The sequence below is a fragment of the Pseudomonas sp. W17 genome, assembly GCF_040268305.1.
GTDB lineage: Bacteria > Pseudomonadota > Gammaproteobacteria > Pseudomonadales > Pseudomonadaceae > Aquipseudomonas > Aquipseudomonas protegens.
Map to the genome: position 1 here is coordinate 5,852,875 of NZ_CP158490.1, position 23,458 is coordinate 5,876,332.

Consider the following 23,458-nt stretch of genomic DNA (forward strand, 5'->3'; position numbering starts at 1 on the left):
GGATGCTTCATGTTTCAGCGTGCCCTGATCTGCACACTCCTGGTACTGCTCGCCTTAACCGCCAGTGCCGCGCCAGCCAAAATCGAACGCCGGTGCGGCTGGTTCGAGAACCCCACGCCAGCCAACGCCACCCTGACCGACCGCGATGGCGTCTGGGAGATCGCCAGCCAGGGCGGCTATCAGGCCGAGGGCGAGTGGCCCACTTTCAACGACCAGCAATGGGTGCGCACCAACAATCACTACGGCTACGGCTGCGCTTGTGTCAGCGCCAGTGCGGATCCCCGGACTCATCGCCTCGACCAATTGCACAAGGCCAAGGCCCGACCGCTGTCAGCCTGTCGCAACGATCCCAGCCTGTACGAACCCTTGCGGGAGGAAGACGGGGTTCCGGTATTGCCCAAGGATTCGCCACGCTTCAAGGGCCCGGGATTCAGCCTGCAGTACCCCAAAGGCTGGAAGCTCAGCCAGACGCAGAACTGCCTTACCCTGGACCACCCGAAAAAACGCCCCCAGGAGGAATACACCCTGCACCTGTGCCTGCGGCAGGGCAGCCTGGAACAGGCCGCCGAAGAGCTGTTTTTCTATCAGGAAAACGGCGTCTGGATGCGCAGCGCCGGAAGGGATGCACCCAGCCCGGTGCAGGACATCTCAGGCCCCGGCTGGAAAGGCTTGCGGGCCTATCAGACCTGCGGCATCAGCGATGAGGAAACCGGCTTTCACGCCTATGGTGGTACCTGCCTGATGGCGTTGCTCGACAGTGGCCGGCGTCAGGTGGTGGCTGACAGCGTGGGGTTCTTCCAGGACTTCGCGATCCTGGACGCGATCCTGCACTCGATCCGCTTCGACCCGGAGCCAGCGGCGCAATAGAACCCGCACTAAGGCACGGCCCGATACAGGGTTTGCAGGTGGGACAAGCGCAAGCCGCAGTGCTCCAGGTTGCGCCGGCTTTGCGAGTTCACCAGAGCGGTGGCTGCCACGCTCCGGGCCCCCAAAGCAGCAGCCTGCTGCAAGCGATGGGCGATCAGGGCCCGGTGATAACCCAGGCCCCGCGCGGCCCGGGTGGTAAAGGCGGTTCCCAGGTACGCCACGCCGTTGTCGGCGATGAACAGCGCCGCGCCGGCCACCGCAACGCCCTGCTCCCGCAACAGGTACAAATGCCCGCGCCCATCGTTGAGCAAGCCACCAAAGGCCGCCTGGGTGGCCGGCCGAGCGGCCGCAGGGGTATTGAAGCCTTCGCGGTGCAGCGTGCAGAACACTTCCAGCGTCGAGGCGGTCACCGGCTCGATATCCAGCACTGAAGGCGGCGCCACAATCTCGCCCACAGGAGCGAACAGCTGCCCATGAGTCCAGCCCTTCAGGCGCTGCAACGGCAGCCCTTGCAGTTCCAGGGTGGGCACAACCTTGGCTGACTCGGCGATCAAGGCGATCGCCGGGCCGTAAGCCACGCAGCTCTGCAGCAGATCGACCAGGCGCCGGGCATCCTGTGCCCTGTCGCCATGTACCCGGTTCATCATCGGGCTGGGGTTGCCGCCGACGACGAAGGCACCACAACCCGGCTCACCATACAGGCAGGCCCGATAAGGGTTGCCCGGCAGGCTCGCCAGACCCTGGACCCGGGCCCGCAGGTATTGGGTTTCGGCATATTCAAGCGCCAGCGCGCGGCTCAGGTGCATATCAGCGGTTACCCACCGGGGTTTCACTGACCCAGGGCACCCGCACCTGCTCGGCAATGCTCGTGGCCTGCTGCTGCAACACCTCCAGTTGGGTCCGGCGGCCGAACAAGCCAGTGAAATGCAGCAGCAAGCGCCCGGCAAACCCCAGGCCATCGCCGCGTTTGCGCGGAATCAAGTGCAGGTGCGCATGGGGAATGTGCTGGTTGGTGGCGCGGCCGTCATTGACCAGCAGGTGGGTGCCTTCGACGCCGTAGCCGGCACGCCGTTGCGCCGCCAGCAGGCCATCGAAGACCTGGTACAGATGCTGGCGGATGAAACCGGGCAATTGCTCGAGCTTCTCTACGTGCTGCTGGGGGATCAGCAGGAGGTGCCCTTCACCCAGCGGATGCACGTCCATGAAGGCCATGCAGTGCTCATCGCGGTACACCAGTGCGGCGGGCAAGGTGCCGGCGGCAATCTGGCAGAAAATGCAATTCATCCCTGAATCCTCAAGTGGCAAGGCGCGCCCGGGCGGGCGCCGCCAATGTAACCCACCTGCATCCTGTAAAGCGCGCTCCTTGTGCCCGGCTTGGGTTCAGCCCAGCGCCAGGTAGGCGCCGGCATCGACCTCGATCATCACCGGCTGCCGGGTGTCCTTGAGGGTGTGCAACAGGTCTTGCAGCTGCGCGGGGGAGTCGGCGCGGTGGTGCGCCACATGGAAGCTTCGGGCCATGGCCTGGAAGTCCGGGGTGAGGATGTCCACCCCCAGCGGCACGATATCCCGCGCCTGCATGTAGTCACGGATCTCGCCGTAGCACTGGTTGTTCCACACCAGCAGGATCACGCCGATCTGTGCTTCCTTGGCCGCAATCAGCTCGCCGCTGGCGAACTGCAAGCCACCGTCCCCCACCAGGGCCACAACAGGCCGCTCGGGCCGCGCCAGCTTGGCGCCCATGGCCGCCGGCAAGCCGTAGCCCAGGGTGCCGTAACCACTGCCGGCGTTGAACCAGCTGGCCGGAGCCGGAGCCTGGTAGCCACAGGCGCCCTGGTACACCGGCTGGGTCGAGTCGCCCACCAGGATCGGTGCATCCAGATTGTCCCGCAGCAGGTCCAGCAGGCCCTGCAAGCCTTGCTGCTTGGGCGTCCAGCCGGCGCGCTCGGCCTGGTTCACCCGTTGCACGCTGTCCAGTGCCCAGCGCCCGCGGGAATTGGCAGGCGCCACCTTGCCCAGCAGTGCCTGCAAACCTTCCAGGGCATCCCCCACCAGGCCGACATGGGCCCGCTGCACGCCCATGACCTGCATCGGGTCGATGTCCAGGCGAATCAGCGAACCCTTGAAGCGCAGCGGCCCGAGACCAAAGAAGTCGTAGTCGGTTTCCCCAAGCTCGGTGCCCACGGCGAGCACCACATCCGCTTCGTCGATCAATGCCCGGCCATGGGCCGAGGACTGCACGCCATCGAGCAACAGCGGGTGGCCGCAAGGCAGCAGGCCGCGGGCGTTGGTGGTCAGGGCCACCGGCGCCTGCAGGCGCTCGGCCAATTGCCGCAAGACCTCGGCGCAACCCCGGGCACCACCGCCGACCAGGATCAACGGACGGTGGGCACTGTTGAGCAAGGCCAGCGCCGCCTCGATCGAAGCCCCGGCCGGCGCCGGCGCACCAGGCAGGCTGCGGGGCATCAGGTTGAGGTTATCGGCGGGCATCTCCAGCACGTCCAGGGGAATCTCGATGTGCACCGGCCGTGGCCGTGCGCACTTGAATACGGCAAAGGCCCGCGCCAGCAGTTCCGGCAACTCCGAAGGCGCTTGCAGGGTGTGGCTGAAGGCGCAGACCCCGGCCACCATTGCTCGCTGGTCCGGCAGTTCGTGCAGGTGGCCGTGGCCCAGGCGCAGGTGCTCGCGACGGTTGACGGTAGAGATCACCAGCATCGGCACCGAATCGGCATAGGCCTGGCCCATGGCCGTGAGGATATTGGTCATGCCAGGGCCAGTGATGATAAAGCACACCCCAGGCTTGCCGCTGGCCCGGGCGTAGCCGTCGGCCATGAACCCGGCCCCCTGTTCATGCCGCGGGCTGACGTGGCGCAAGCGGCTGCCGTGCAGGCCGCGATAGAGCTCGACGGTGTGCACGCCGGGAATCCCGAATACCGTGTCCACGCCATAACCTTCCAGCAAACGAACCAGGGACTGCGCACAGGTGGTCATCGACTACTTCCTCTTGTTCTTATGTGCGGGCGACACCCTGCGCCCGGCTGATGTCGAGGGACATTAGTCGCTGCACCCAAGGGGCAACAATCGAAAAAAATCGCGGCGATTGCTCAATAAAATTCACGCTTTGCCGTTACGACGGGGTTCCGGGTGCAAGCGGGTGATGCCCTGCAGCTGGGACTTGACCCACTCGCTGAACGCCAGCACCACCGGCCGCTCGGATTTGAGCAGGTCGGCCACCAGGTAGTAGCCGCGATTGGACTCGATCTCGGTGCCGAAGGGCTGCACCAGTTGGCCCCGGGCCAGGGCTTCGCCGCTGATCAGGTTGTCGCCCATGGCAATGCCCTGGCCGGCGATGCAGGCCGACTGCACGAAGTGCGCGTCGGCAAACACGATGCCCCGGCGCACGTCGACATTCGGCGCCCCGGCGGCCGCCAGCCAGACCCGCCAGTCGGAGTAGTCAATCATGTGCAGGAGCAAGGCGTGATCCAGGCCATCAAGGGTTTTCAGGCCACCCATGGCGTTCACCAGGCTCGGGCTGCACACCGGGAAATAGCGCAGGGAGACGATCTTCTGCACGTGCTGGTTGGGCCAGTCGCCCATGCCATAGGCCACGAACAGATCGACGCTGCTGTCGCTGGTGTCCCCCGGAGTGCGGGGCGACACCAGCTGCAGTTCAACCTGGGGATACAGCGCCTGGAATTCGGCGATATGGGTGCACAGCCAATAGGTGGCGAACCCCGGCGGGCTGCTGATGCACAGCCGGCCGCTGACCTGCTGGCCATCGGAGCGCTGGCCGGCCTCGAGGATATTGGCCAGCAGCAGGTGGATGTCCCGGGCATAGCGCTCCCCCTGGTAGGTGATGCGAATGCTGCGGCCCTGGCGCTCGGTCAGGGCAAAACCCAGGGTCTGCTCCAGGCTCTTGATCTGGTGGCTGATGGCGCTGGGCGTCAGGTTCAGCTCATTGGCGGCCTCGGCGACACTGCCCAGGCGGGCCACCGCGTCCAGAGCGCGCAACGCGGTCATGGAGGGATAACGCATACCGATCATGCCTCGACTACAAAAAAACGAGTGGCAGCACCATAGCTGCAATCGGCGTCCGGCAATAGCCTTGCTCGTCGCCGAAAAAAAAGCCCATTACTGAAAAAAATTACCGTATCCCACTAAAAATGCTCGATTGACCCGCCGCCGTCGATGGCTAATTCTCAAGCCCTACCCTGTGCCGGGTACTGCCCGGCCATCGCACAATAACAAGAGGGTCGACCCTTGCAATCGCAGCCCAACTCCGTCAATCCCGTGGTGGCGATCGATGATCTGCACAAGAGCTACGCCGATCACCACGTGCTCAAGGGCATCGCCCTGCGCGCCAATGAAGGCGAAGTGGTGTCGTTGATCGGCTCCAGCGGCTCGGGCAAAAGCACCCTGCTGCGCTGCATCAACCTGCTGGAGATTCCCTGCAGCGGCAGCCTGCGCATCAATGGCGAAGAAGTGCGCATCAGGACCGACCGTGCCGGCAACCCGCAGGTCGCCGACCCGGCCCAGGTGGCGCGCCTGCGCACCCAGTTGAGCATGGTGTTCCAGAGCTTCAACCTGTGGCCCCACCGCACCGTCCTGGAAAACGTCATCGAAGCGCCGGTGTATGTCCTCGGTGAAGACCGCAAGGACGCCATCGCCCATGCCGAGCACCTGCTGGAAAAGGTCGGCCTGGCCAACAAGCGCGACGCTTTCCCTTCCTTTCTCTCCGGCGGCCAGCAGCAGCGGGTGGCCATCGCCCGGGCCCTGGCCATGCGCCCCCAGGTGCTGTTGATGGACGAACCGACCTCGGCCCTGGACCCGGAACTGGTGGGCGAGGTGCTCAAGGTCATCCAGGGCATCGCCGAGGAAGGCCGTACCATGATCCTGGTGACCCACGAAATGGCCTTTGCCCGGGACGTGTCGAGCAAGGTGATGTTCCTTCACCAGGGGCTGGTGGAAGAAGAAGGGCCACCCCAGCAAGTGTTCCTCAACCCGGTCAGCGAGCGCTGCCGGCAATTCGTCATGGCTCAGGAAAACCGCGTCTGACGTTTCGCTTCAATCCTTGAAAACAACAACTTCGATAAAGGGTAAAGCCATGAAAAACCTGCTCAAGGTGCTCGCCACCGCTTGCCTGTTCAGTGCACTGGCCAGCCACGCCGTGGCCGCCGACAAGATCGTCTTCGGCATCGCCCTGGAACCCTACCCGCCGTTCTCGATGAAAAGCGGCAACGGCGACTGGAGCGGCTTCGAACCGGAGCTGATCAAGGCTCTGTGCGACCGCATGCAGGCCCAGTGCCCACTCAAGGAAGTGGCCTGGGACGGCCTGATCCCGGCCCTGCAATCGAGCCAGATCGACGCCATCCTCAACTCCCTGAGCATCACCGACGAACGGGAAAAGGTCATCGATTTCTCTGCGCCCTACTACCAGACCCCGGCCATGTGGGTCGCCGACCAGAGCCTGGAGCTGGTCACCACCCCCGAAGGCCTCAAGGGCAAGCTGATCGGCGTGCAGGGTTCGACCTCCAACGCGACCTTCGCCAAGACCTACTACGGCAAGACCTCGACCCTGCGCTACTACACCACCCAGGACGACATGATCGCCGACCTGCAGAGCGGGCGGATCGACGTGATGCTGGCCGACGCCCTGACCATCGAGCCGATCCTCAAGACCGCGGCCGGCGCCGGTCTGGCGGACAAGGGCCTGGCGCCCAAGGACCCGCTGTTCGGTTCCGGTATCGGGGTCGGCCTGCGCAAGGGTGACAGCGCCCTGCAGCAGCGGATCAACACCGCCCTGGCCTCGCTCAAGGCCGATGGCACCTACGACAAGATCCGCAGCCGCTACTTCAGCGTCGACATTTCTGCCAACTAAGCCGTCCGGCCGGCCCGTTTGCGCGGGCCGCCGGCGTTGACTGGATACGTCATGATTTCTCTGTCCGACCTTTCCCAACTGTTCGTCGCCGACGGCTGGCTCGGCGCCCTGGCCCAGGGCGCGCTGGTGTCCCTGCAGATTTCCGCCGGGGCCTTTGTGCTCGGCCTGGGCATCGGCCTGCTGGTGGCGATGATCAAGCTCAAGGGCCCGCGCTGGCTGGTGAAGCTGGCCAACGCCTACACCACCCTGTACCGGGCCATGCCCGAGCTGCTGCTGATTCTGCTGCTCTACTACGCCGGCACCGACCTGCTGAACATGGCCATGGCCGCCATGGACCGGCCGAGCGTCACGGTCAACGGTTTCATCGCCGCGGTGCTGGTGCTGGGCATCGTCCAGGGCGCCTATTCGGCGGAGATCATCCGGGGCGCGATCCAGGCCATTCCCTACGGCCAGATCGAAGCGGCCCGGGCCTACGGCATCGAACGCTGGCTGCTGGTGCGGCGCATCCTGCTGCCGAGCATGCTGCCCTATGCCATGGCCGGGCTATCGAACCTGTGGCTGGTACTGGTCAAGGACAGCGCGCTGATCAGCATCGTCGGCTACAGCGAGCTGCTCTCGGTGGGCAAGCAGGCAGCCGGTTCCACCAAGCACTACCTGGTGTTCTACCTGGCGGTCGCAGCCTTCTACTTCGTCATCACCCTGGTGTCCGGCAGCGTGTTCCGCGTGCTCGAACGACGCACCAACCGCTGGCTGCCCCAGCACTAGGAGACTCGGATGGACTTTTCCTGGATCAACGGTTTTTCCAGCGAGCTGCTGCGCGGCCTGGGCATCACCCTCAAGCTCCTGCTGCTGAGCGGAATCTGCGGCTTTGCCCTGGCAGTAGTGGTGGGCCTGGGCCGGGTGTCGCGCAACCCTCTGATTCGTGCGCCGATGCAGTTCTACATCAGCGTGTTTCGCGGCACCCCGCTGCTGGTGCAGATCTACATCCTCTATTACGGGGTCGGCAGCCTGTTCGCTGCCTACCCGCCGATCCGCGGCAGCTTTCTCTGGCCCTACCTGCGCGAAGGTTTCTGGTATGTGGCCTTGGCCCTGACCCTGAGTGTCGGCGCCTACGTCGGCGAAGTGCTGCGTGGCGGCCTGCGGGCCGTGCCCCGAGGCGAGCTGGAAGCCGCTCGCGCCTATGGCATGGGCCACTGGCTGACCCTGCGCCGGGTGTGGCTGCCCCGGGCCCTGGAACTGGTGCGCCCGACCCTGGTGGGGGAATGCGTGCTGCTGCTCAAGGCCACTGCACTGGCGTCCACCGTGGCGGTCACCGACCTGCTGGGCGCGGCCAACCTGGTACGGGCCCAGACCCTGAAAGTCTACGAGCCGCTGCTGGCCGTGGCACTGATCTACATCGTCCTGGCCTTTGTCATCGAACATCTGTGCGCACGCCTGGGCAAGGTCCCCCAGCGTCAGGCCTGAACCCATTCATTGCGCGGGCAGCGAGGCCCGTGAGGAGAACAACATGCGTTACTCACCTTTCGTACAGCGCATCAGCGGCGAATCCGTCAGCGCCTGGGACATCCACTACGCGGCCATCGAGGCCCGTGGGCGCGGCGAAGACGTGATCGTGCTCAGCGTCGGTGACCCGGACTTCGCCACCGACGAGCGCATCAGCGCCGCCGCCAGTGCCGCCCTGGAGCAAGGCGACACCCACTACACCCACGTCCTCGGCCGCCCGGCCCTGCGTGAGGCCATCGCCGCCAAGCAGCGCCGCCTGCTGGGCATCGAGGTCAGCGCCGACAACGTGGCGCTGGTGGCGGGTGCGCAGAACGGCTTGTTCGCCACATCGCTGTGCCTGTTCAGCAGCGGCGACGAAGTGCTGGTGCCAGAACCCATGTACCTGACCTACGAGGCCTGCATCCACGCCTCGGGGGCGCAGATCGCCTGCGTCCAGCAGCCGGCGGCCAATGGCTTTCGCCTGACCGCCGCGGCCCTGGAAGCGGCGCTCACCGACAAGACTCGCGGCATTGCCCTGGCCACCCCGTGCAACCCCACCGGCAACGTCTACAGCCGTGAGGAGCTGGAAGCCGTGGCCGAGGTGGCGCGCAAGCATGACCTGTGGGTGATCTCCGACGAGGTCTACGGGCAACTGACCTACGACCGCGAACACCTGAGCATCGCTTCGCTGCCGGGCATGGCCGAGCGCACGGTAATCCTCAACAGCCTGTCGAAAACCCATGCCATGACCGGTTGGCGCGTGGGCTGGGTGATCGCCCCGCCGGCCCTGGTCGGGCATCTGGACAACCTCTTGCTGTGCATGCTCTACGGCCTGCCGGGGTTTATCCAGGAAGCCGCGCTCAAGGCCCTGGAGCTCGATGAAGAAGTGATCGGCAGCGCCCGCGAGGTCTATCGCCGGCGCCGCGACCTGGTGGTGGCGGGCCTCAAGCAGGTGCAACTGCTGGACTGCCGCGAGCCGGAAGCCGGGATGTTCATGCTGGTGGACGTGCGCCGCACCGGCCTGTCGAGCATGGATTTCGCCTGGCAGCTGTTCCGCGCCACCGGGGTCTCGGTGCTCGACGCCCAGGCTTTCGGCGCCAGTGCCGAGGGCTTCGTGCGGATCTCCTTCACCGTCGCCGACGAGGTGCTCAAGGACGCCTGCCAGCGCATTGCCGGCTTTGTCGAAACCCTGGGCGCACGACGCTGAATGCATGACCCGGGCCGCCCAGCGGCCCTGGTACCTCTGACAAGAACACTGCTGCGCCTTACTTTTTTGCCCACCTTTGAAGGGCCCCCTGCTTGAGAGGTTGACCCCGTGACCGCTTCCGACCAATTCAACTCCACCCATAGCGCCGTCGATCAATACGCTGAACTGGTGCTGCACAACGGCCGGATGTACACCCTCGATCCGGCCCAGCCCTGGGCCGACGCCGTGGCCATCCGCCAGGGCAAGCTGATCGCGGTGGGCAGCCTCGCTTCCCTGGCCTCGCTGATCGGGCCCAATACCCGCCAGCACGATCTGGACGGGGCCTTCTGCATGCCCGGCCTGCATGACATGCACACCCACCCGGACCTGGCCCTGGCCCCGCGCTACGCCGACGACCTGGACGTGGGCATCGAAGACCCGACCCCGGAGCAACTGGCAGCCGCGATCCACGCCTATGCCGACAGCCATCCCGGCGACGGCTGGATCTACGGCCAGTACTGGGTGCGCTACACCTTCCGCGAAGCCGGGCTGACCCCGGGCCGCGAATGGCTCGACAGCGTCATGCCGGACCGTCCGGTGGCCCTGCTGGATCGCATGTGGGGGACCATGATGGTCAACTCCAAGGCCCTGGAACTGGCCGGCATCGACCGCCACACCAGCGACCCGCGCAACGGCTACCTGGAGCGCGACGAGCTGACCGGCGAACCCAACGGCTTGTTGATCGACGGTGCCTACGCCCTGATCCATGCCGCCATGCCGCCGACTCCGGTGTCGGTGCTGCGCCGCGCCTATCGCGATGGCGTGCACTTCCAGACCTCTCGCGGGGTCACCGCCACCAAGTACGTGCACGTCTGCGAAAACCGCCTGCAGGCCCTCAAGGAACTGGACGATGCCGGCGAGCTGACCCTGCGGGTGGAAGCCGCCATCAGTTGGCAGGACGACATCTTCCCGGTGCGCCGGCGCTGGGAACTGCTCAGTGGCGAGCGGCATTTCTATCGCAGCGCGCGCCTGAGTGCCAACGCGGTGAAGTTCCACTTCGATGGCACCGTGGAGCCCAAGTCTTCCTACCTGCTGACCCCCTGGCCGGAAGAGTCGAGCTGGCGCGGCAAGCTCAACCTGACCCCGGAACACATCACCGACATGGTGGTGGACATGGACAAGCGCGGCCTGCGGGTGATCGCCCACTGCACCGGCGACGGCGCCTCCGACGTGTTCCTCGATGCCGTGGCCGAGGCCCGGCGGCGCAACGGCAACAGCGGCATCCGTCACCAGTGCGCCCACAGCACCCTGCTGCACCCGGGCAACCTCAAGCGTTTCCAGGCCCTGGACGTGATCGCCGAGTTCTCTCCGGCAGCCTGGTACCCGACTCCGTTCGCCAGCGGCGCACGCTCCGGCTACGGCCAGGAACGCCTCAAGCGCATCTATGACTTCAAGGGCGTGCTGGCAGCTGGTGGCATCGCGGTGTTCGGCACCGACTGGCCGGTGGCGTCCATCGATCCATGGCTGGCCCTGGAAACCATGGTCACCCGGCAGAACCCGTGGAACCAGGAACCTGACACCTTCGGTGACCCCATCAGCCTGGAACAGGCCCTGCAGGTGGCGACCCTCAACGGCGCCCATGCCATGGGCCTGGAACACCTGACCGGCAGCCTGGAGGCCGGCAAGTCGGCGGACCTGATCGTCCTCGACCGCGACCTGTTCGCTCAAGCGCCGCGCAACTACATCCACCACACCCAGGTGCAACTGACCTTCGTCGAGGGGCAACTGGTCTACGACCGCCAGGGCACCTTCAGCGACACCCCGCTGCAAGCGGTGTGGGAAGGCCTGCCACCGGTGATCGAGGGCAAGGAATAATGAACAGCACCCCGAGCATCCCGGTAACCGTGGTTGCAGGCTTTCTCGGCGCCGGCAAGACCACCCTGCTCAACCGCATGGTGCAACGCGCCGACAGCGGCCGGCTGGCGGTGATCGTCAACGATTTCGGCGAGCTGAACATCGATGCGGCGATCATCGCCGAGGTCACCGACGCGGTGTACAGCCTGCAGAACGGCTGCATCTGCTGCACCGTGCAGGAGGACCTGCTGGCGCAACTGGTGAGCCTGTCCAAGCTGCGCCCGGCCCTGGAGCGAATTGTCATCGAGTGCAGCGGCGTCTCCGACCCGCAGCGCATCGTGCAGACCATCGGCTACCCGCAACTGCGCAACCGCCTGCACCTGGACGCGGTGATCACCCTGGTGGACGCCAGCGGCTACCAGGACCTGGAAGGAGAAATGGCCCGCCTGTCCCGAGCCCAGGTGGCCTGCGCCGACTGGGTGCTGCTGAACAAGGCCGACCTGGTGAGCGCCGAGCAATTGCAGAGCATCCGCGCCAGCCTCGGCAATCGTGCCCCGGTGTTCGACACGGTGCAGGCCGAGCTGCCCCCCGAGCTGCTGCTGGCGCCGCCGGTGCGCTCCACCGAAGTGCTGTTCAAGGCCCTGCCCCAGGCCCACGACCAGTTGTTCGAAAGCTGGGTGTGGAAAAGCTCGCGACCGCTGCAGCCCAAGGCTTTGCGGGACTGGCTGGCGCGCCTGCCAGCCGACCTGCTGCGCCTCAAGGGCCTGGTGCGCCTTGAAGGCAATGAACAACCTTATTGGTTGCAGCATGTGGGCAACCGCAGCCAGTTCACCCTGGCCGCCGATCAGCCCACCGAGCATGCCGCGCAATTGGTATTCATCGCCCGCCGAGGCAGCGATCTGCGCCAGGAACTGGAGGCTGGGGTCAGCGATACACAAGTGCTTTGAACGACAGGGAATCTGTGGCGCGAAGGCCGGTCTGAAAGAGGCGCGGCTGCCGGGCCGTCGCTTGGTCCGTGACAATAGGGCCCGGGTCCAATAGATTAGGCGCCCCCGAAAATCCCCCTGGGCCTTTCGCGCCTCAAACCTGTTAAACCAAGTAGTGGATGTTCAATGCCTGATTCCAACACCGAAGAATCCGTAGTCGCCCTGTCCAACAAGGCCGAATACGAAAACGCCATTCATCTTTCACAACACGTGTCCCAGGCCAAGACCATCAGCGAGATGGTGCTCGACGCCTTCCACACCTCGAAAGAAAGTGACCAGATTCGCGAACTGCGCGCAGCGATTCGCCAGGCCCACGACCGCTTTGACGACGACACCGCCTATGAACTCATGGGCCAGCTCAAGCAGCTCAAAGACGCCGAGGCCGCCGACCTCGCCGCCCTGGAAGACCTGAGCAAGAAATTCCCCATCAGCCGGATTCTCTCCAGCTACAAGGACGATCCGGACTTCCAGGAGCTGGTCTACGGCCTGGCCCTGAAGGTGCTGAACCAGACCCACCAGGCCATCAGCAACCCCAGCGGCGGCAAGAGCAAGGCGCGTCCGAAGAAGGAAATGGAAGTGTTCGCCATCAGCAAGGACGGCGTCAGCGTCACCCTGCCGATGCGCCCGCGCTCCAAGGCCAACGTCGACCGTGAAGCCTTCGAATTCCTCGGTTTCAGCTTTGTCGGCGAAGGCGACGAGGCGGAACTGGAAAGCGAGATGTTCCTCGACAAGGATGGCAACGAACAGCAGGCCACCCGCAAGAACATCGTTACCGCGATCCAGCAGCAGACCGCGTTCGAAGGCTACAGCGCGCAACAACAGCTGTAACCCGCCGCTGCATGAGCGAGCTTGCTCGCGAAGCGCCAGCACAGCCTTCTGCAGACCTGAAAAGCCCCGTATTCCAGCGTGAAGACGGGGCTTTTCTTTCTTCAGCGATCCCCGTACTCAAGGATGGGGTACATCGCACACAACGCCTCGGTCTCCAGCCGGAAGCGCTCCTGCTGCGCGGGCTCCAGAACGTATGGCTGCTCGCCCCGCGGCTGCAGCTGATCCAGTATCCGGCACACCAGGTCGACGATCTGCCGACAGCCCTGGGGGTCCACATAGCGCTGTGCGATGGAGCCCGTGCCGATACACAAGCCATTGGCGGCAAATGACGATCGAGTCTCCCCCGGTGCGCGTTTTTTGCTGACGATGATTCCGCACTTTTCCAATGCCGATTCGGCGAGGGAGCCGCTGATGCCCTTAGGCAAGCGCAACAGGATCGTGTGGTTTTCCGTCCCGCCGCCCATTACCTCGTAGTCCCGCGCCATGAACGCGCAGGCCATTTCATCCGCCGTGGCGCGAATCCGCCCCATGTAGGCATCGAACTGTGCAGACATGGCATAGCCCAGCGCGGCCGCCTTGGCGGCGATCATGTTGACTGCAGGCGCCCCCTGCATCCCGGGGAAAACTGCCTGGTCGAGCACCCGACGAAAGCTCGACCTCAGGCCGGGCACCTTGGTGTCCGCGTCCCGCCCGGAAAGAATCAGGCCGCCGCGTGGCCCGGCGAGCTGTTTGTGGGTGCAAGTGGTGGTGACGTGCGCCACATCGATCGGGCTCGGATGACGCCCCGTGGCAACCAGGCCGGCGATATGGGAGATGTCGGCAAGGACGATGGCCCCGGCTTCATCGGCAATGTCGCGAAAACGCTGGAAGTCCACGACCCGCGAATAAGCCGTTGCCCCACAGATGATGATGCGCGGGCGATGGGCCATCGCCAGCTGACGTACCTCCTGGTAGTCGATGGTGCCCTGGGCCGTGGTGCCGTAGCGGATCGCCTTGTAGTGGGCACCGGTAAAAGCGAGGGAGCTGCCGTGGGTCAGGTCGCCGCCATGATCCAGGGCCATCCCGAGCAGGGTGTCCCCCGGCTCAAGCAGCGCGGACAACACCTGGTAGTTGGCGTTCGAGGCCGAGTGCGATTGCACCGCGGCGTATTGCGCGGCAAACAGCTCCCGTGCCCTGCGGATCGCCAGGGATTCCACCAGATCGACGTTTTCGCACCCGGCGTGATGGCGTTTGCCCGCAACCCCCTGCGCCGTCACGTTGACCAACGCCGAGGCCGAGGCGGCAAGGCTTCTGGGGGTGGCTGCACAGGAGGATGAAACCAGGGAAAGCGTGCGTTGTTGCCGGCTTACTTCAGCGTCCAGGATCCTGGCCAGCTCGGCGTCTTCTGTTCGCAGGTCCGCCAAGCCACATCGCAGCAAGTCGGCCTGGTTCCTCAGTGGTTCGGTATCGGCTGCCATAAATCTGTGCCCCTTCCTTGAGTGCTGCGCGCCACGAACGAGGGCGTGCTTCCTGGGTTTTACGTTCGTTGGTGTGAATCGGGCTGATCCGGGCCCTGGGTCAAGACTGTATAAGGCGTAACAGAATTAATCAAAAAATTAAACATCCCCAAAGTTAAATGCTTCTTTTTTGAAGTGGAAGGACATCGGCGCAGCCTTGCCGGTGCAAGCCTCAGGGCGAGAGTGATAATGCCCAACCCCTGGGGCTTTATTGTCATGGCTGACGCATGCAACACTTGTCCGTTGCGGCCCTGTGCAAACCGGCCCCTCTCAGCGACTTGATCGCCCACAGTCCCCGTAGCGAAGTATCCCAGGACGGATACAGGCTGGCTAAAGGAGCACTAGCGAATTACCAGACAACACACAAGCAACTGACAGGCTTCTGCCACAGTGATCCCGCTATTGGCACCAGGCAATCGATGTCATGCGCGATGTGAACGCTAAAAAATTCGATGCATTACGACTATAAGGAAATGGTGAGGCATTTGATGCACAGAAGAGAAAGAACAGAGTATTTAAAAAGCAATATCAAATACCTGATTAAAAGTCGCGGAGAGACACAACTGTCTTTATGCAACGCCAGTGGCCTGACCAGAACAACCATATACAACATCCTGGAAGGCAAGGTCAGCAACGTCCAGCAGTCCACCATTCGAAAAATCTCCGACTTCTTCGGCATTTCCTATGAGGAAATAGAAACCGTCGACTTTGAAGAGAAGGAGATCATCGAAAGCAGCATTTCCCCGCAAGGGAACATGAACCCGGCTGCTGTTCCGATCCTCAAGGAAAGCCAGTTGATGGCCAACATGGATAAACGTATTGGCGAACTCGCCACTTGTTTCCCATTGACCTACTACTTCGGTACATCCTCTAACTTGATAGCCGTGCGCCTGGAAAACGATATCAAGGGCATGTATGAGGTCGGCGGCCTGCTGATCGTGCAAAAGGGGACGATCACCGATGAAAAGGAAAAACTTGCTTACGACAAACAGACCAGGAAACTGCTGATCATGAACGAGGTCGTCTTCGACCCGGATCGTATATCCGTTGTCGGCGATATCATTGAGGAACGCTTCAATGACTGCCTATGAAGGTGATATCGAGAACAGCAAGTACAAGCTTCTGGGGTTTGAGAACAATAAAAACCTGGCCGTGATCATGATCATCGACACCGGCAAGGTCATAAAAATAAAGCTGAGCGAAGTAGTGAACAGCGAAATAATGGATAACTTAAACAAAATGGAAGTTAAAAACCTGTATAAAAAGTTCTACTCCCAAGGAGGAACACTTACTGCATACGACTTGAACGACCGCAATGAAAACTCATGGATGATCTACATCATCCTCAACCTGCTGCTCTTTACCTTTTATATTTTCACCAGCATCGCTGCAACAAAGCCGATCTACCTTGAATCCCTCGACATCATTATTACCCCCGGCACCTTTCTGTACCCTCTGACATTCCTGATCGTTGACCTGCTGAACGAGAACTTCGGACTCAGGCTCGCCAGAAGAGCCATTCTGTTTGCATTTGCAAGCAACGCCATGATCATCATCCTGCTCTACGCGTCCACTTTTCTCCCCGGACTGCCAGGCTGGAAACTCGATACACCTTATAACGACGTTATTATCCAGGTGTCGTCTGTACTCGTAGCGTCTTCCGTTTCCTTCCTTGTTTCTGAAAACATAAACTCATATTTGCTGTGCAAGATAAAGGAACTCACAAATTCCAGATTCCTATTTCTGCGGATATTCCTCAGCACCTTGTTTGCGGTCATCATCGACAGCTTCGTGTTTTGCTACATCGCATTCTATGGATCCATGCAAAACAACGACATCCTGAACATGATTTATGTTCAGATCGCAATCAAGGTCTGTTTTGCATTCTTCAATATATTGCCCGCCTATGGCGCACGATCACTGTTCAAGAGATACATAACGGATAGCCAGGCAAAATGATCGATCGCTGTTTGTAGAGCGACGCCGGAGCTCAACACCTATCTGCCAGGCAGGTTCAGTGTTGGGCTCCAAGGGCAGCAAGCTGCTCAAATCCTCACTTCAGACCCATCTTGCTCTTCAGGCTATCCATGACTTGCGTCTTGTTCTCCAGATAAGCGTTCAAGCCTTTTGCCCGCAGATTGCAGGCGTCGCAGTTGGCGCAGCCACTGCCCATGATGCCGTTGTAGCAAGTCAGGGTTTGCTCGCGAACCAGCTCCAGTTGATTGTGGTAGTCCGCCAGAGCCCAGGTTTCTGCCTTGTTCAGCCACATCAGTGGAGTCTCGAGGCGCAACTTGTACTCCATGCCCAGTTCGAGGGCCTTGTTCAATGCCTTTACAAATTCATCGCGGCAATCGGGGTAACCCGAGAAATCGGTCTCGCACACTCCGGTAATCACGGTCTCGGCTTTTACCTGATAGGCGTAGATAGAGGCCAGGGTAAGGAACAGGATATTTCTTCCGGGTACAAAGGTGCTGGGTAAGCTCTCGCCTGAACTGTTCACCGTGGGCACCGGAATGTTGTCCCGAGTGAGGCTGCTGATCGCCAGTTCGTTGAGCAACGAAGCGTCCAGCACTTTGTGCACGGTCGCCCCCAGCTGCTTGGATAGCCGCTGCGCGGTCTCGATTTCCGCGTGGTGCCGCTGGCCATAGTCGAACGTAATGCAGTGCACTTCGTCATAGAGCGGCAAGGCGTGGATCAGACAGGTTGTCGAGTCCTGTCCGCCGCTGAACACGATAACCGCTGTTTTCTTCATCATTCTGCTTCCTGCATGAGTTGGGTCATTTGAATAGTTGGGCAGCCCACGCAAGGGCTCTCAATAAAATACCCCGCGCGTCTCTCGAAGGCGGGGCTTTTCCGTGTTCGGGTGCGCGGCTCACGCCGAGCGTGCACTGCCGGCCATGCGCCGCAGAATATGCCCCTGGCCCTTGATGCAGTGCAGGATCAGCGCCGCCACATGGCCGACGATCAGCACCAGCAGGGTCCAGCCCAGGAGGCTGTGGAAATTGTTGCCCAGCTCGGTCATCCACTGGATCTTCGGCCCGTCGAAGCCGTTCATTACCGGCAGACCGAAGGCGGAAAAGGCGCGACCCGAGCCGTACTGACGCAACAGGCCGAGAAACGGAATGGCAAACATCCCGGCATACAGCAGCCCATGCCCCAGGGTTGCTGCAAGGTTGAGGCTCGGCGGCCGGCGATGACGGTTCAACAGGCTCCAGAGCACACGCACCAGCAGCAGGGCCATCAACAGCAGGCCGACTTGCTTGTGGGTCGGCCAGAGGAACTTGTCCAGGGCCGAATCGGCCAGCAGGTAATGCGCACTGGTGGTGCTGTAGATCCAGGCAAAGGCCAGGGCCATGGCCCAGTGCAGTCCGCGACTGATGACGCCATAGCGCACCTTCGAGTCGTACAGTTCAATACGGTTTTCCATTGCATCCACTCAGGTTCTATCCACGAACGGCGCATTTTACCCGGCCAGGCCAGGCCTTCGGGCCGAAAAACTTTAAATGATGTGACCATCAATCCAGCGCAATGAAAAAAGCCCCGCGCTTCTTGCGAAGGCGGGGCTTTTCCTGTGGCCTGGACAGCTTAGTGTGCGTAGGTCAGCAGGAGCTCGGTCGGGGCCTTGAAATCCACCGACATCATCACGCTCAGCGCGGTGATGGTGAAGATCGAGAACACGAAGAGCTTGCGCGCCCACACGGTGTCATCCACTGCCTTGTAGCCGGTCCAGGCCATGTACAACCAGTACATGCCCATGGCCGCCGCTACCGCCAGGTAGCTCATGCCGGCGTAACCGCTGAAGGTCAGCATCAGGGTCGCCACCAGGAATGCCAGGATGTAGAGCAGGATGTGCTTCTTGGCCACGCGGATGCCACGCTTCACTGGCAGCACCGGAATCGATGCGGCCAGGTAATCGTTGAAGCGGAAGATCGCGATAGCGTAGGAATGCGGCATCTGCCACAGGCTGAACATCACCAGCAGGGTCAGCGCAGCCATGTCGAAGCTGTTGCTGACCGCGACATAGCCGATCACTGGCGGCATGGCCCCGGACAGACTGCCCACCAGCGTGCCGTGAACCGACTTGCGCTTGAGGTACAGGCTGTAGAAGCCGACGTAGATGACAAAGCCGATTACCGCGAACAACGCGGCCAACGGGTTGGCCACGTAGTACAGCAGGGCGACGCCGGCGACACCGAGGATAGAGGCGTAGACCAGTGCCACTTCCAGGGAAATCAGGCCCTGGACCAGCACGCGGTTCTTGGTGCGCTCCATCTTCAGGTCGATGTCACGGTCGATGCAGTTGTTGAACACGCAACCGGACGCTACCACCAGCGAGGTGCCGATCATGGCGGCCAGGAAAATGGCCAGATCGACATGCCCTTTCGAGGCCAGGAAGAACCCGCCTGCCACAGAAAGCACGTTACCGAAAATGATCCCCGGTTTGGTGATTTGGATAAAGTGCTTGAGCGACATCGGGTTTACCTCACTTCGCCATCATGACGGTGTGGATGCTGAACATGATCCACAACGACAGACCAACCAGCAGAACAATGACCAACGCGGCGAAGATGAACGCCACCACGTTGTTGCGCTGTGCTTCGGAACGGTCCAGGTGCAGGAAGTACACCAGGTGCACCAGCACCTGGATGACTGCGAACGCCAGGACGATCCACAGGGTCACGTCTTTGGGCAGCGATGGGTACATCACCAGGCCGAACGGGATCAGTGTCAGGATGACCGACAGGATGAAGCCGATGGCGTAGGACTTGACGCTGCCGTGACCGGCTTCGTCGTGGGAGTGTGTGTTGGCCATTTACATAGTCCCCATCAGGTAAACAACGGTGAATACGCAGATCCACACCACGTCCAGGAAGTGCCAGAACAGGCTCAGGCAGCTCAGACGGGTCTTGTTGGTCGCCGTCAGGCCGTTTTTCTGCACCTGGTACATCATGATCGCCATCCAGATCAGACCGCTGGTCACGTGCAGACCGTGGGTACCGACCAGGGTGAAGAACCCGGACAGGAAGCCGGAACGGCTAGGGCCATAGCCTTCGGAGATCAGCAGGTGGAACTCGTTGATCTCCATGCCGATGAAGCCCAGGCCGAACAGGAAGGTCATGGCCAGCCAGCCCAGTACCTGCTTCTTGTTGCCCCGGAAGAACGCCAGCATGGCGAAGCCGTAGGTGATCGAACTGAACAGCAGCAGGGCGGTTTCACCCAGTACGTATGGCAGTTCGAAGATGTCGTGGCCCGACGGGCCACCCGCTACGTTGTTAACCAGTACCGCGTATACCGCGAAGATCGACGCAAACAGAATGCAGTCGGTCATCAGGTAGAGCCAGAAACCGAATACGGTCATCTCGCCCGAGTCGTGGTGATGGTCATCGTGCCCATGGTCATCGACATGGGCGTGTCCAGCATTGGTCACTAAGTTCGACATGGATTAAGCCTGTTCCAACGAGGTTTCAACACGGGTAGCCGGGATCTTGTTCTCCGATACCAGACGCTTGTGCTGTTCGGCTTCGATGCGCTCGATCGTTTCGACCGGCACCATGTAGCCTTGATCATCACGGGCAGCGTGGATCGCGAAATAGATCACGGTGCCGGCCAGGCTTGCGATGGCCAGCCACCAGATGTGCCAGATCATAGCGAAACCGAACACGGTCAGCAGAGCACCCATGACCAGACCGGTAGCGGTGTTGTTGGGCATGTGGATCGGCTGGTAGCGGCCAGGCTGCGCGTAGGCAGTGCCGTTTTCCTTGGCTTCGGTGAACGGATCGATGCCTTCGGCTTTCGGCAGTACCGCGAAGTTGTAGAACGGAGGTGGCGACGAGGTCGACCATTCCAGGGTGTGAGCGTTCCAAGGGTCGCCGGATACACACATGTTCTGCTTGCGGTCACGCACGCTGACGTACAGCTGGATCAGTTGGCAGGCGATACCCACGGCGATCATCACCGCACCTACCATGGCGACGTACAGGTACGGCACCCACTCAGGGTTGGTGGTGGCGTTCAGACGACGGGTCATGCCCATGAAGCCCAGTGCATAGAGCGGCATGAACGCGACGAAGAAGCCGGAGATCCAGAACCAGAACGCAGCCTTGCCCCAACCTTCATGCAGCTTGAAGCCGAAGGCTTTCGGGAAGTAGAAGCTGAAGCCGGCGATGTAGCCGAATACCGCGCCGCCGATGATCACGTTGTGGAAGTGAGCGATCACGAACAGGCTGTTGTGCAGAACGAAGTCGGCACCCGGAATGGCCAGCAGTACGCCAGTCATGCCGCCGATGGCGAAGGTCACCATGAAGCCCAGGGTCCACAGAACCTGGCTGGTGATGCGCAGACGGCCGTGGTAGATGGTGAACAGCCAGTTGAACAGCTTCACCCCCGTCGGAATCGAGATCAGCATCGTCGCCAGGCCGAAGAAGGCGTTGACGCTGGCCCCCGAACCCATGGTGAAGAAGTGGTGCAGCCAGACCATGAAGCCCAGTACCGAGATCGCGCCGGAAGCGTAGATCATCGAATGGTGGCCGAACAGGCGCTTGCCGGAGAAGGTCGAGATCACTTCGGAGAAGATACCGAACGCCGGCAGGATCAGGATGTACACCTCGGGGTGACCCCAGGCCCAGAACAGGTTCACGTACATCATTGGATTGCCACCAAGTTCATTGGTGAAAATGTGGAAATCCATGTAACGGTCAAGCGTCAGCAGTGCCAGGGTAGCGGTGAGGATCGGGAACGAAGCCACGATCAGCACGTTGGCCCAGGTGCAGGTCCAGGTGAAGATCGGCATGTCCATCATCTTCATGCCCGGGGTACGCATTTTCAGCACGGTGGCCAGGAAGTTGACCCCCGTCAGCGTTGTCCCCAGCCCTGATAGCTGTAGCGCCCAGATGTAGTAGTCCACACCCACGCCCGGACTGTATTGCAAGCCCGACAGCGGCGGATAGGCAACCCAGCCGGTCTTGGCGAATTCGCCAACGCCCAGGGACAGGTTGATCAGCACCACGCCCGAAACCAGCAGCCAGAAGCTCAGGGAGTTGAGGAACGGATAGGCCACGTCACGCGCACCGATCTGCAGCGGCACGACAAGGTTCATCAGGCCGGTGAAGAATGGCATCGCCATGAAGATGATCATGATCACACCGTGGGCGGTGAAGATCTGGTCATAGTGTTCAGGTGGCAGGTAGCCAGGCGAACCCTCGGTGGCCATGGCCAGCTGGGTACGCATCATGATGGCGTCGGCAAAACCACGCAGCAGCATGACCATGGCGACGATGATGTACATCACACCGATTTTCTTGTGGTCGACGGACGTCAGCCACTCGGTCCACAGATAGGTCCACTTCTTGAAGTAGGTGATTGCCGCGAACAGCGCCACGCCACCAAGCAGAATCATGGCAACGGTGACCATGACGATCGGCTCGTGGAACGGAATCGCTTCCAGACTTAATTTACCAAACATCGTTTACTCCTCTGCCCCGGCAGCTGAATGCGAACTCACGTCCATCCCTTCCGTTGCGGCCACTTCCTTTTCTTTCTTCTCGTGCTTGAGCGGCTTGCCCGGTTTCATGCCTTCATACTTGTCGATGACGGTCTGGAACAGGTTTGGCGCGTAGGCGGAGTAGAGCTCTACAGGATTGTTCTGGCTTGGCTTGGAAAGGGCTTCGTATTCAGCGGTGTCCAGCTGTTTAGGTGCCTTCTTGACTTCGTTTACCCAGGCGTCGAAATCTTCCTGACTGGTAGCGATCGCTTTGAACTTCATGCCGGTGAAACCCGCGCCGCTGTAGTTGGCGGAGATACCTTCAAGTTCGGTGTTCTGGTTGGCAATCAGGTGCAGCTTGGTGGTCATGCCCGCCATCGCGTAGATCTGGCCGCCCAGGCCCGGGATGAAGAACGAGTTCATCACGGTGTCGGAGGTCACGCGGAAGTTCACCGGGGTATGGGCCGGGAAAACGATCTTGTTGACGGTGGCGATCCCTTGGTCGGGATAGATGAACAGCCACTTCCAGTCCATGGCGACCACTTCGATGGTCACTGGCTTGACGTCGGAATCCAGCGGACGGTAAGGGTCCAGGGCGTGGGTCGACTTGTAGGTGACATAACCCAGGGCAATGATGATGAGCACCGGAACCAGCCACACCGCGATCTCGATCTTGGTGGAGTGGGACCACTTCGGCGCGTAGGTCGCGTCCTTGTTGGAGGCGCGGTATTTCCAGGCAAAGGCGAAGGTCATGATGATGACCGGCACAACCACCAGCAGCATCAGGATGGTTGCCGTGATGATCAGGTTTCGTTCATCCAGACCGACCTGACCCTTGGGATCGAGCAAGGTCCACTTGCAGCCTCCCAGCATTAACATGCCGAGCAGCGGCAATAAGCCTAGTAATCTGGGGTACCTGTTTTTACTCATCTCACGACCTCTAAAGCAGCTTGCGCAATGCAGTTGGGTTTTGATCGCCAACACTTCACCCTGCCAAGGGTTGGCATTTTTCTTCAATTGAATAAGGGCCTGCCCGTTGCGTTAAGCGCTCAACGACACATCCCGGGCTAGCAGTGGTTCTTATTCGATCTCGTGGTCAAAGGCCTTGTTACAGACCAATTCCATTTGGTGCGGAAGTTTGGAAGGCGCCGACACCCGCAGTCGCATGGAGCGCTCTATCCGCCCCTCGACCGTCCTCGTGTGCTCAGGGTTGAGCAGCGTCGGAAATTCAGTGCGGGCGATTGTAGATATGTCGCGTTTTATAAACCATGTCTTATCCCGAAATAATTTTTATCCCATGGCGCAACAATCCCTCATAATTGTTGCGAAGGATCGCAATCATAGCGATTTTCATTTGCAACAAAAAGCCCCAAAAAGGACCTGAAACACCCCCCTTCCAGGACT

The 23,458-nt window shown here is 61.4% G+C and carries 22 protein-coding genes and 2 pseudogenes; 12 read left to right on the forward strand and 12 right to left on the reverse strand.

Annotation, left to right across the window (positions count from 1 at the left end):
* Positions 1 to 9 precede the first annotated feature (9 nt).
* Positions 10 to 867: a DUF4087 domain-containing protein gene (locus tag ABCR88_RS26810; RefSeq protein WP_350403689.1), complete on the forward strand. Its 858-nt coding sequence runs from the start codon at positions 10 to 12 to the stop codon at positions 865 to 867.
* A gap of 8 nt (positions 868 to 875) precedes the next feature.
* On the opposite strand, the gene ABCR88_RS26815 is transcribed toward ABCR88_RS26810, so the two are convergent.
* The 4 genes from ABCR88_RS26815 to ABCR88_RS26830 form a co-directional block, all read right to left on the reverse strand.
* On the reverse strand, positions 876 to 1,673 hold the full coding sequence (locus tag ABCR88_RS26815; RefSeq protein ID WP_350403690.1) for a GNAT family N-acetyltransferase: 798 nt from the start codon (positions 1,671 to 1,673) through the stop codon (positions 876 to 878).
* Between the two features lies 1 nt (position 1,674).
* Positions 1,675 to 2,151 (reverse strand): HIT family protein, encoded by a 477-nt coding sequence (locus ABCR88_RS26820; RefSeq protein WP_011063267.1) that lies wholly within the window; start codon positions 2,149 to 2,151, stop codon positions 1,675 to 1,677.
* A gap of 96 nt (positions 2,152 to 2,247) precedes the next feature.
* Positions 2,248 to 3,855 (reverse strand): 5-guanidino-2-oxopentanoate decarboxylase, encoded by a 1,608-nt coding sequence (locus tag ABCR88_RS26825; RefSeq protein WP_041119768.1) that lies wholly within the window; start codon positions 3,853 to 3,855, stop codon positions 2,248 to 2,250.
* Between the two features lie 123 nt (positions 3,856 to 3,978).
* A complete protein-coding gene (locus tag ABCR88_RS26830; protein WP_015636908.1) occupies positions 3,979 to 4,899 on the reverse strand; it encodes a LysR substrate-binding domain-containing protein in 921 nt (306 codons plus the stop codon).
* Between the two features lie 255 nt (positions 4,900 to 5,154).
* Between ABCR88_RS26830 and ABCR88_RS26835 the strand changes: the two are divergent.
* The 8 genes and pseudogenes from ABCR88_RS26835 to ABCR88_RS26870 all read left to right on the forward strand — a co-directional run.
* Positions 5,155 to 5,919, forward strand: a pseudogene (locus ABCR88_RS26835) (ATP-binding cassette domain-containing protein); the annotation flags it as partial.
* 49 nt (positions 5,920 to 5,968) lie between these two features.
* A complete protein-coding gene (locus tag ABCR88_RS26840) occupies positions 5,969 to 6,742 on the forward strand; it encodes a transporter substrate-binding domain-containing protein (protein ID WP_350403691.1) in 774 nt (257 codons plus the stop codon).
* 51 nt (positions 6,743 to 6,793) lie between these two features.
* Positions 6,794 to 7,507: an ABC transporter permease subunit gene (locus tag ABCR88_RS26845; protein WP_015636909.1), complete on the forward strand. Its 714-nt coding sequence runs from the start codon at positions 6,794 to 6,796 to the stop codon at positions 7,505 to 7,507.
* 9 nt (positions 7,508 to 7,516) lie between these two features.
* Positions 7,517 to 8,206 carry an ABC transporter permease subunit gene (locus ABCR88_RS26850; protein WP_011063273.1) on the forward strand — a complete coding sequence of 230 codons (690 nt, stop codon included), beginning with the start codon at positions 7,517 to 7,519 and terminating at the stop codon, positions 8,204 to 8,206.
* 43 nt (positions 8,207 to 8,249) lie between these two features.
* On the forward strand, positions 8,250 to 9,431 hold the full coding sequence (locus ABCR88_RS26855; RefSeq protein WP_236185525.1) for an aminotransferase class I/II-fold pyridoxal phosphate-dependent enzyme: 1,182 nt from the start codon (positions 8,250 to 8,252) through the stop codon (positions 9,429 to 9,431).
* A gap of 108 nt (positions 9,432 to 9,539) precedes the next feature.
* Positions 9,540 to 11,285: an amidohydrolase gene (locus ABCR88_RS26860; RefSeq protein WP_236185528.1), complete on the forward strand. Its 1,746-nt coding sequence runs from the start codon at positions 9,540 to 9,542 to the stop codon at positions 11,283 to 11,285.
* A complete protein-coding gene (locus tag ABCR88_RS26865) occupies positions 11,285 to 12,211 on the forward strand; it encodes a GTP-binding protein (protein ID WP_011063276.1) in 927 nt (308 codons plus the stop codon). The genes ABCR88_RS26860 and ABCR88_RS26865 overlap by 1 nt, the downstream gene beginning before the upstream one ends.
* A 165-nt stretch (positions 12,212 to 12,376) precedes the next feature.
* Positions 12,377 to 13,078, forward strand: coding sequence for a hypothetical protein (locus ABCR88_RS26870; RefSeq protein ID WP_011063277.1), 702 nt, complete (start codon positions 12,377 to 12,379; stop codon positions 13,076 to 13,078).
* A gap of 101 nt (positions 13,079 to 13,179) precedes the next feature.
* On the opposite strand, the gene ABCR88_RS26875 is transcribed toward ABCR88_RS26870, so the two are convergent.
* On the reverse strand, positions 13,180 to 14,535 hold the full coding sequence (locus tag ABCR88_RS26875) for a serine hydroxymethyltransferase (protein WP_015636911.1): 1,356 nt from the start codon (positions 14,533 to 14,535) through the stop codon (positions 13,180 to 13,182).
* Between the two features lie 527 nt (positions 14,536 to 15,062).
* On the opposite strand from ABCR88_RS26875, the gene ABCR88_RS26880 reads away from it, so the two are divergent.
* Together ABCR88_RS26880 and ABCR88_RS26885 are read left to right on the forward strand one after the other, a co-directional pair.
* On the forward strand, positions 15,063 to 15,665 hold the full coding sequence (locus ABCR88_RS26880; RefSeq protein WP_015636912.1) for a helix-turn-helix transcriptional regulator: 603 nt from the start codon (positions 15,063 to 15,065) through the stop codon (positions 15,663 to 15,665).
* Positions 15,652 to 16,533, forward strand: a complete 882-nt coding sequence (locus ABCR88_RS26885; protein WP_015636913.1) for a queuosine precursor transporter — start codon at positions 15,652 to 15,654, stop codon at positions 16,531 to 16,533. The genes ABCR88_RS26880 and ABCR88_RS26885 overlap by 14 nt, the downstream gene beginning before the upstream one ends.
* A gap of 94 nt (positions 16,534 to 16,627) precedes the next feature.
* On the opposite strand, the gene queC is transcribed toward ABCR88_RS26885, so the two are convergent.
* The 7 genes from queC to cyoA all read right to left on the reverse strand — a co-directional run bounded on the left by queC (position 16,628) and on the right by cyoA (position 22,984).
* Positions 16,628 to 17,326 (reverse strand): 7-cyano-7-deazaguanine synthase QueC, encoded by a 699-nt coding sequence (queC, locus tag ABCR88_RS26890; protein ID WP_011063281.1) that lies wholly within the window; start codon positions 17,324 to 17,326, stop codon positions 16,628 to 16,630.
* Positions 17,327 to 17,446: 120 nt separating this feature from the next.
* Positions 17,447 to 18,001: a cytochrome b/b6 domain-containing protein gene (locus ABCR88_RS26895; protein ID WP_053153685.1), complete on the reverse strand. Its 555-nt coding sequence runs from the start codon at positions 17,999 to 18,001 to the stop codon at positions 17,447 to 17,449.
* A 158-nt stretch (positions 18,002 to 18,159) separates the two neighbouring features.
* On the reverse strand, positions 18,160 to 19,047 hold the full coding sequence (gene cyoE, locus ABCR88_RS26900) for a heme o synthase (protein WP_011063283.1): 888 nt from the start codon (positions 19,045 to 19,047) through the stop codon (positions 18,160 to 18,162).
* Between the two features lie 10 nt (positions 19,048 to 19,057).
* On the reverse strand, positions 19,058 to 19,387 hold the full coding sequence (gene cyoD, locus ABCR88_RS26905) for a cytochrome o ubiquinol oxidase subunit IV (RefSeq protein ID WP_011063284.1): 330 nt from the start codon (positions 19,385 to 19,387) through the stop codon (positions 19,058 to 19,060).
* Positions 19,388 to 20,014, reverse strand: coding sequence for a cytochrome o ubiquinol oxidase subunit III (locus tag ABCR88_RS26910; protein WP_011063285.1), 627 nt, complete (start codon positions 20,012 to 20,014; stop codon positions 19,388 to 19,390).
* A 3-nt stretch (positions 20,015 to 20,017) separates the two neighbouring features.
* Entirely contained in the window at positions 20,018 to 22,036 is a 2,019-nt protein-coding gene (cyoB, locus tag ABCR88_RS26915) for a cytochrome o ubiquinol oxidase subunit I (protein ID WP_011063286.1), read from the reverse strand.
* Between the two features lie 3 nt (positions 22,037 to 22,039).
* Entirely contained in the window at positions 22,040 to 22,984 is a 945-nt protein-coding gene (cyoA, locus tag ABCR88_RS26920; RefSeq protein WP_011063287.1) for a ubiquinol oxidase subunit II, read from the reverse strand.
* A gap of 27 nt (positions 22,985 to 23,011) precedes the next feature.
* On the opposite strand from cyoA, the pseudogene ABCR88_RS26925 reads away from it, so the two are divergent.
* Positions 23,012 to 23,206, forward strand: a pseudogene (locus tag ABCR88_RS26925) (hypothetical protein); the annotation flags it as partial.
* Between the last annotated feature and the right edge of the window lie 252 nt (positions 23,207 to 23,458).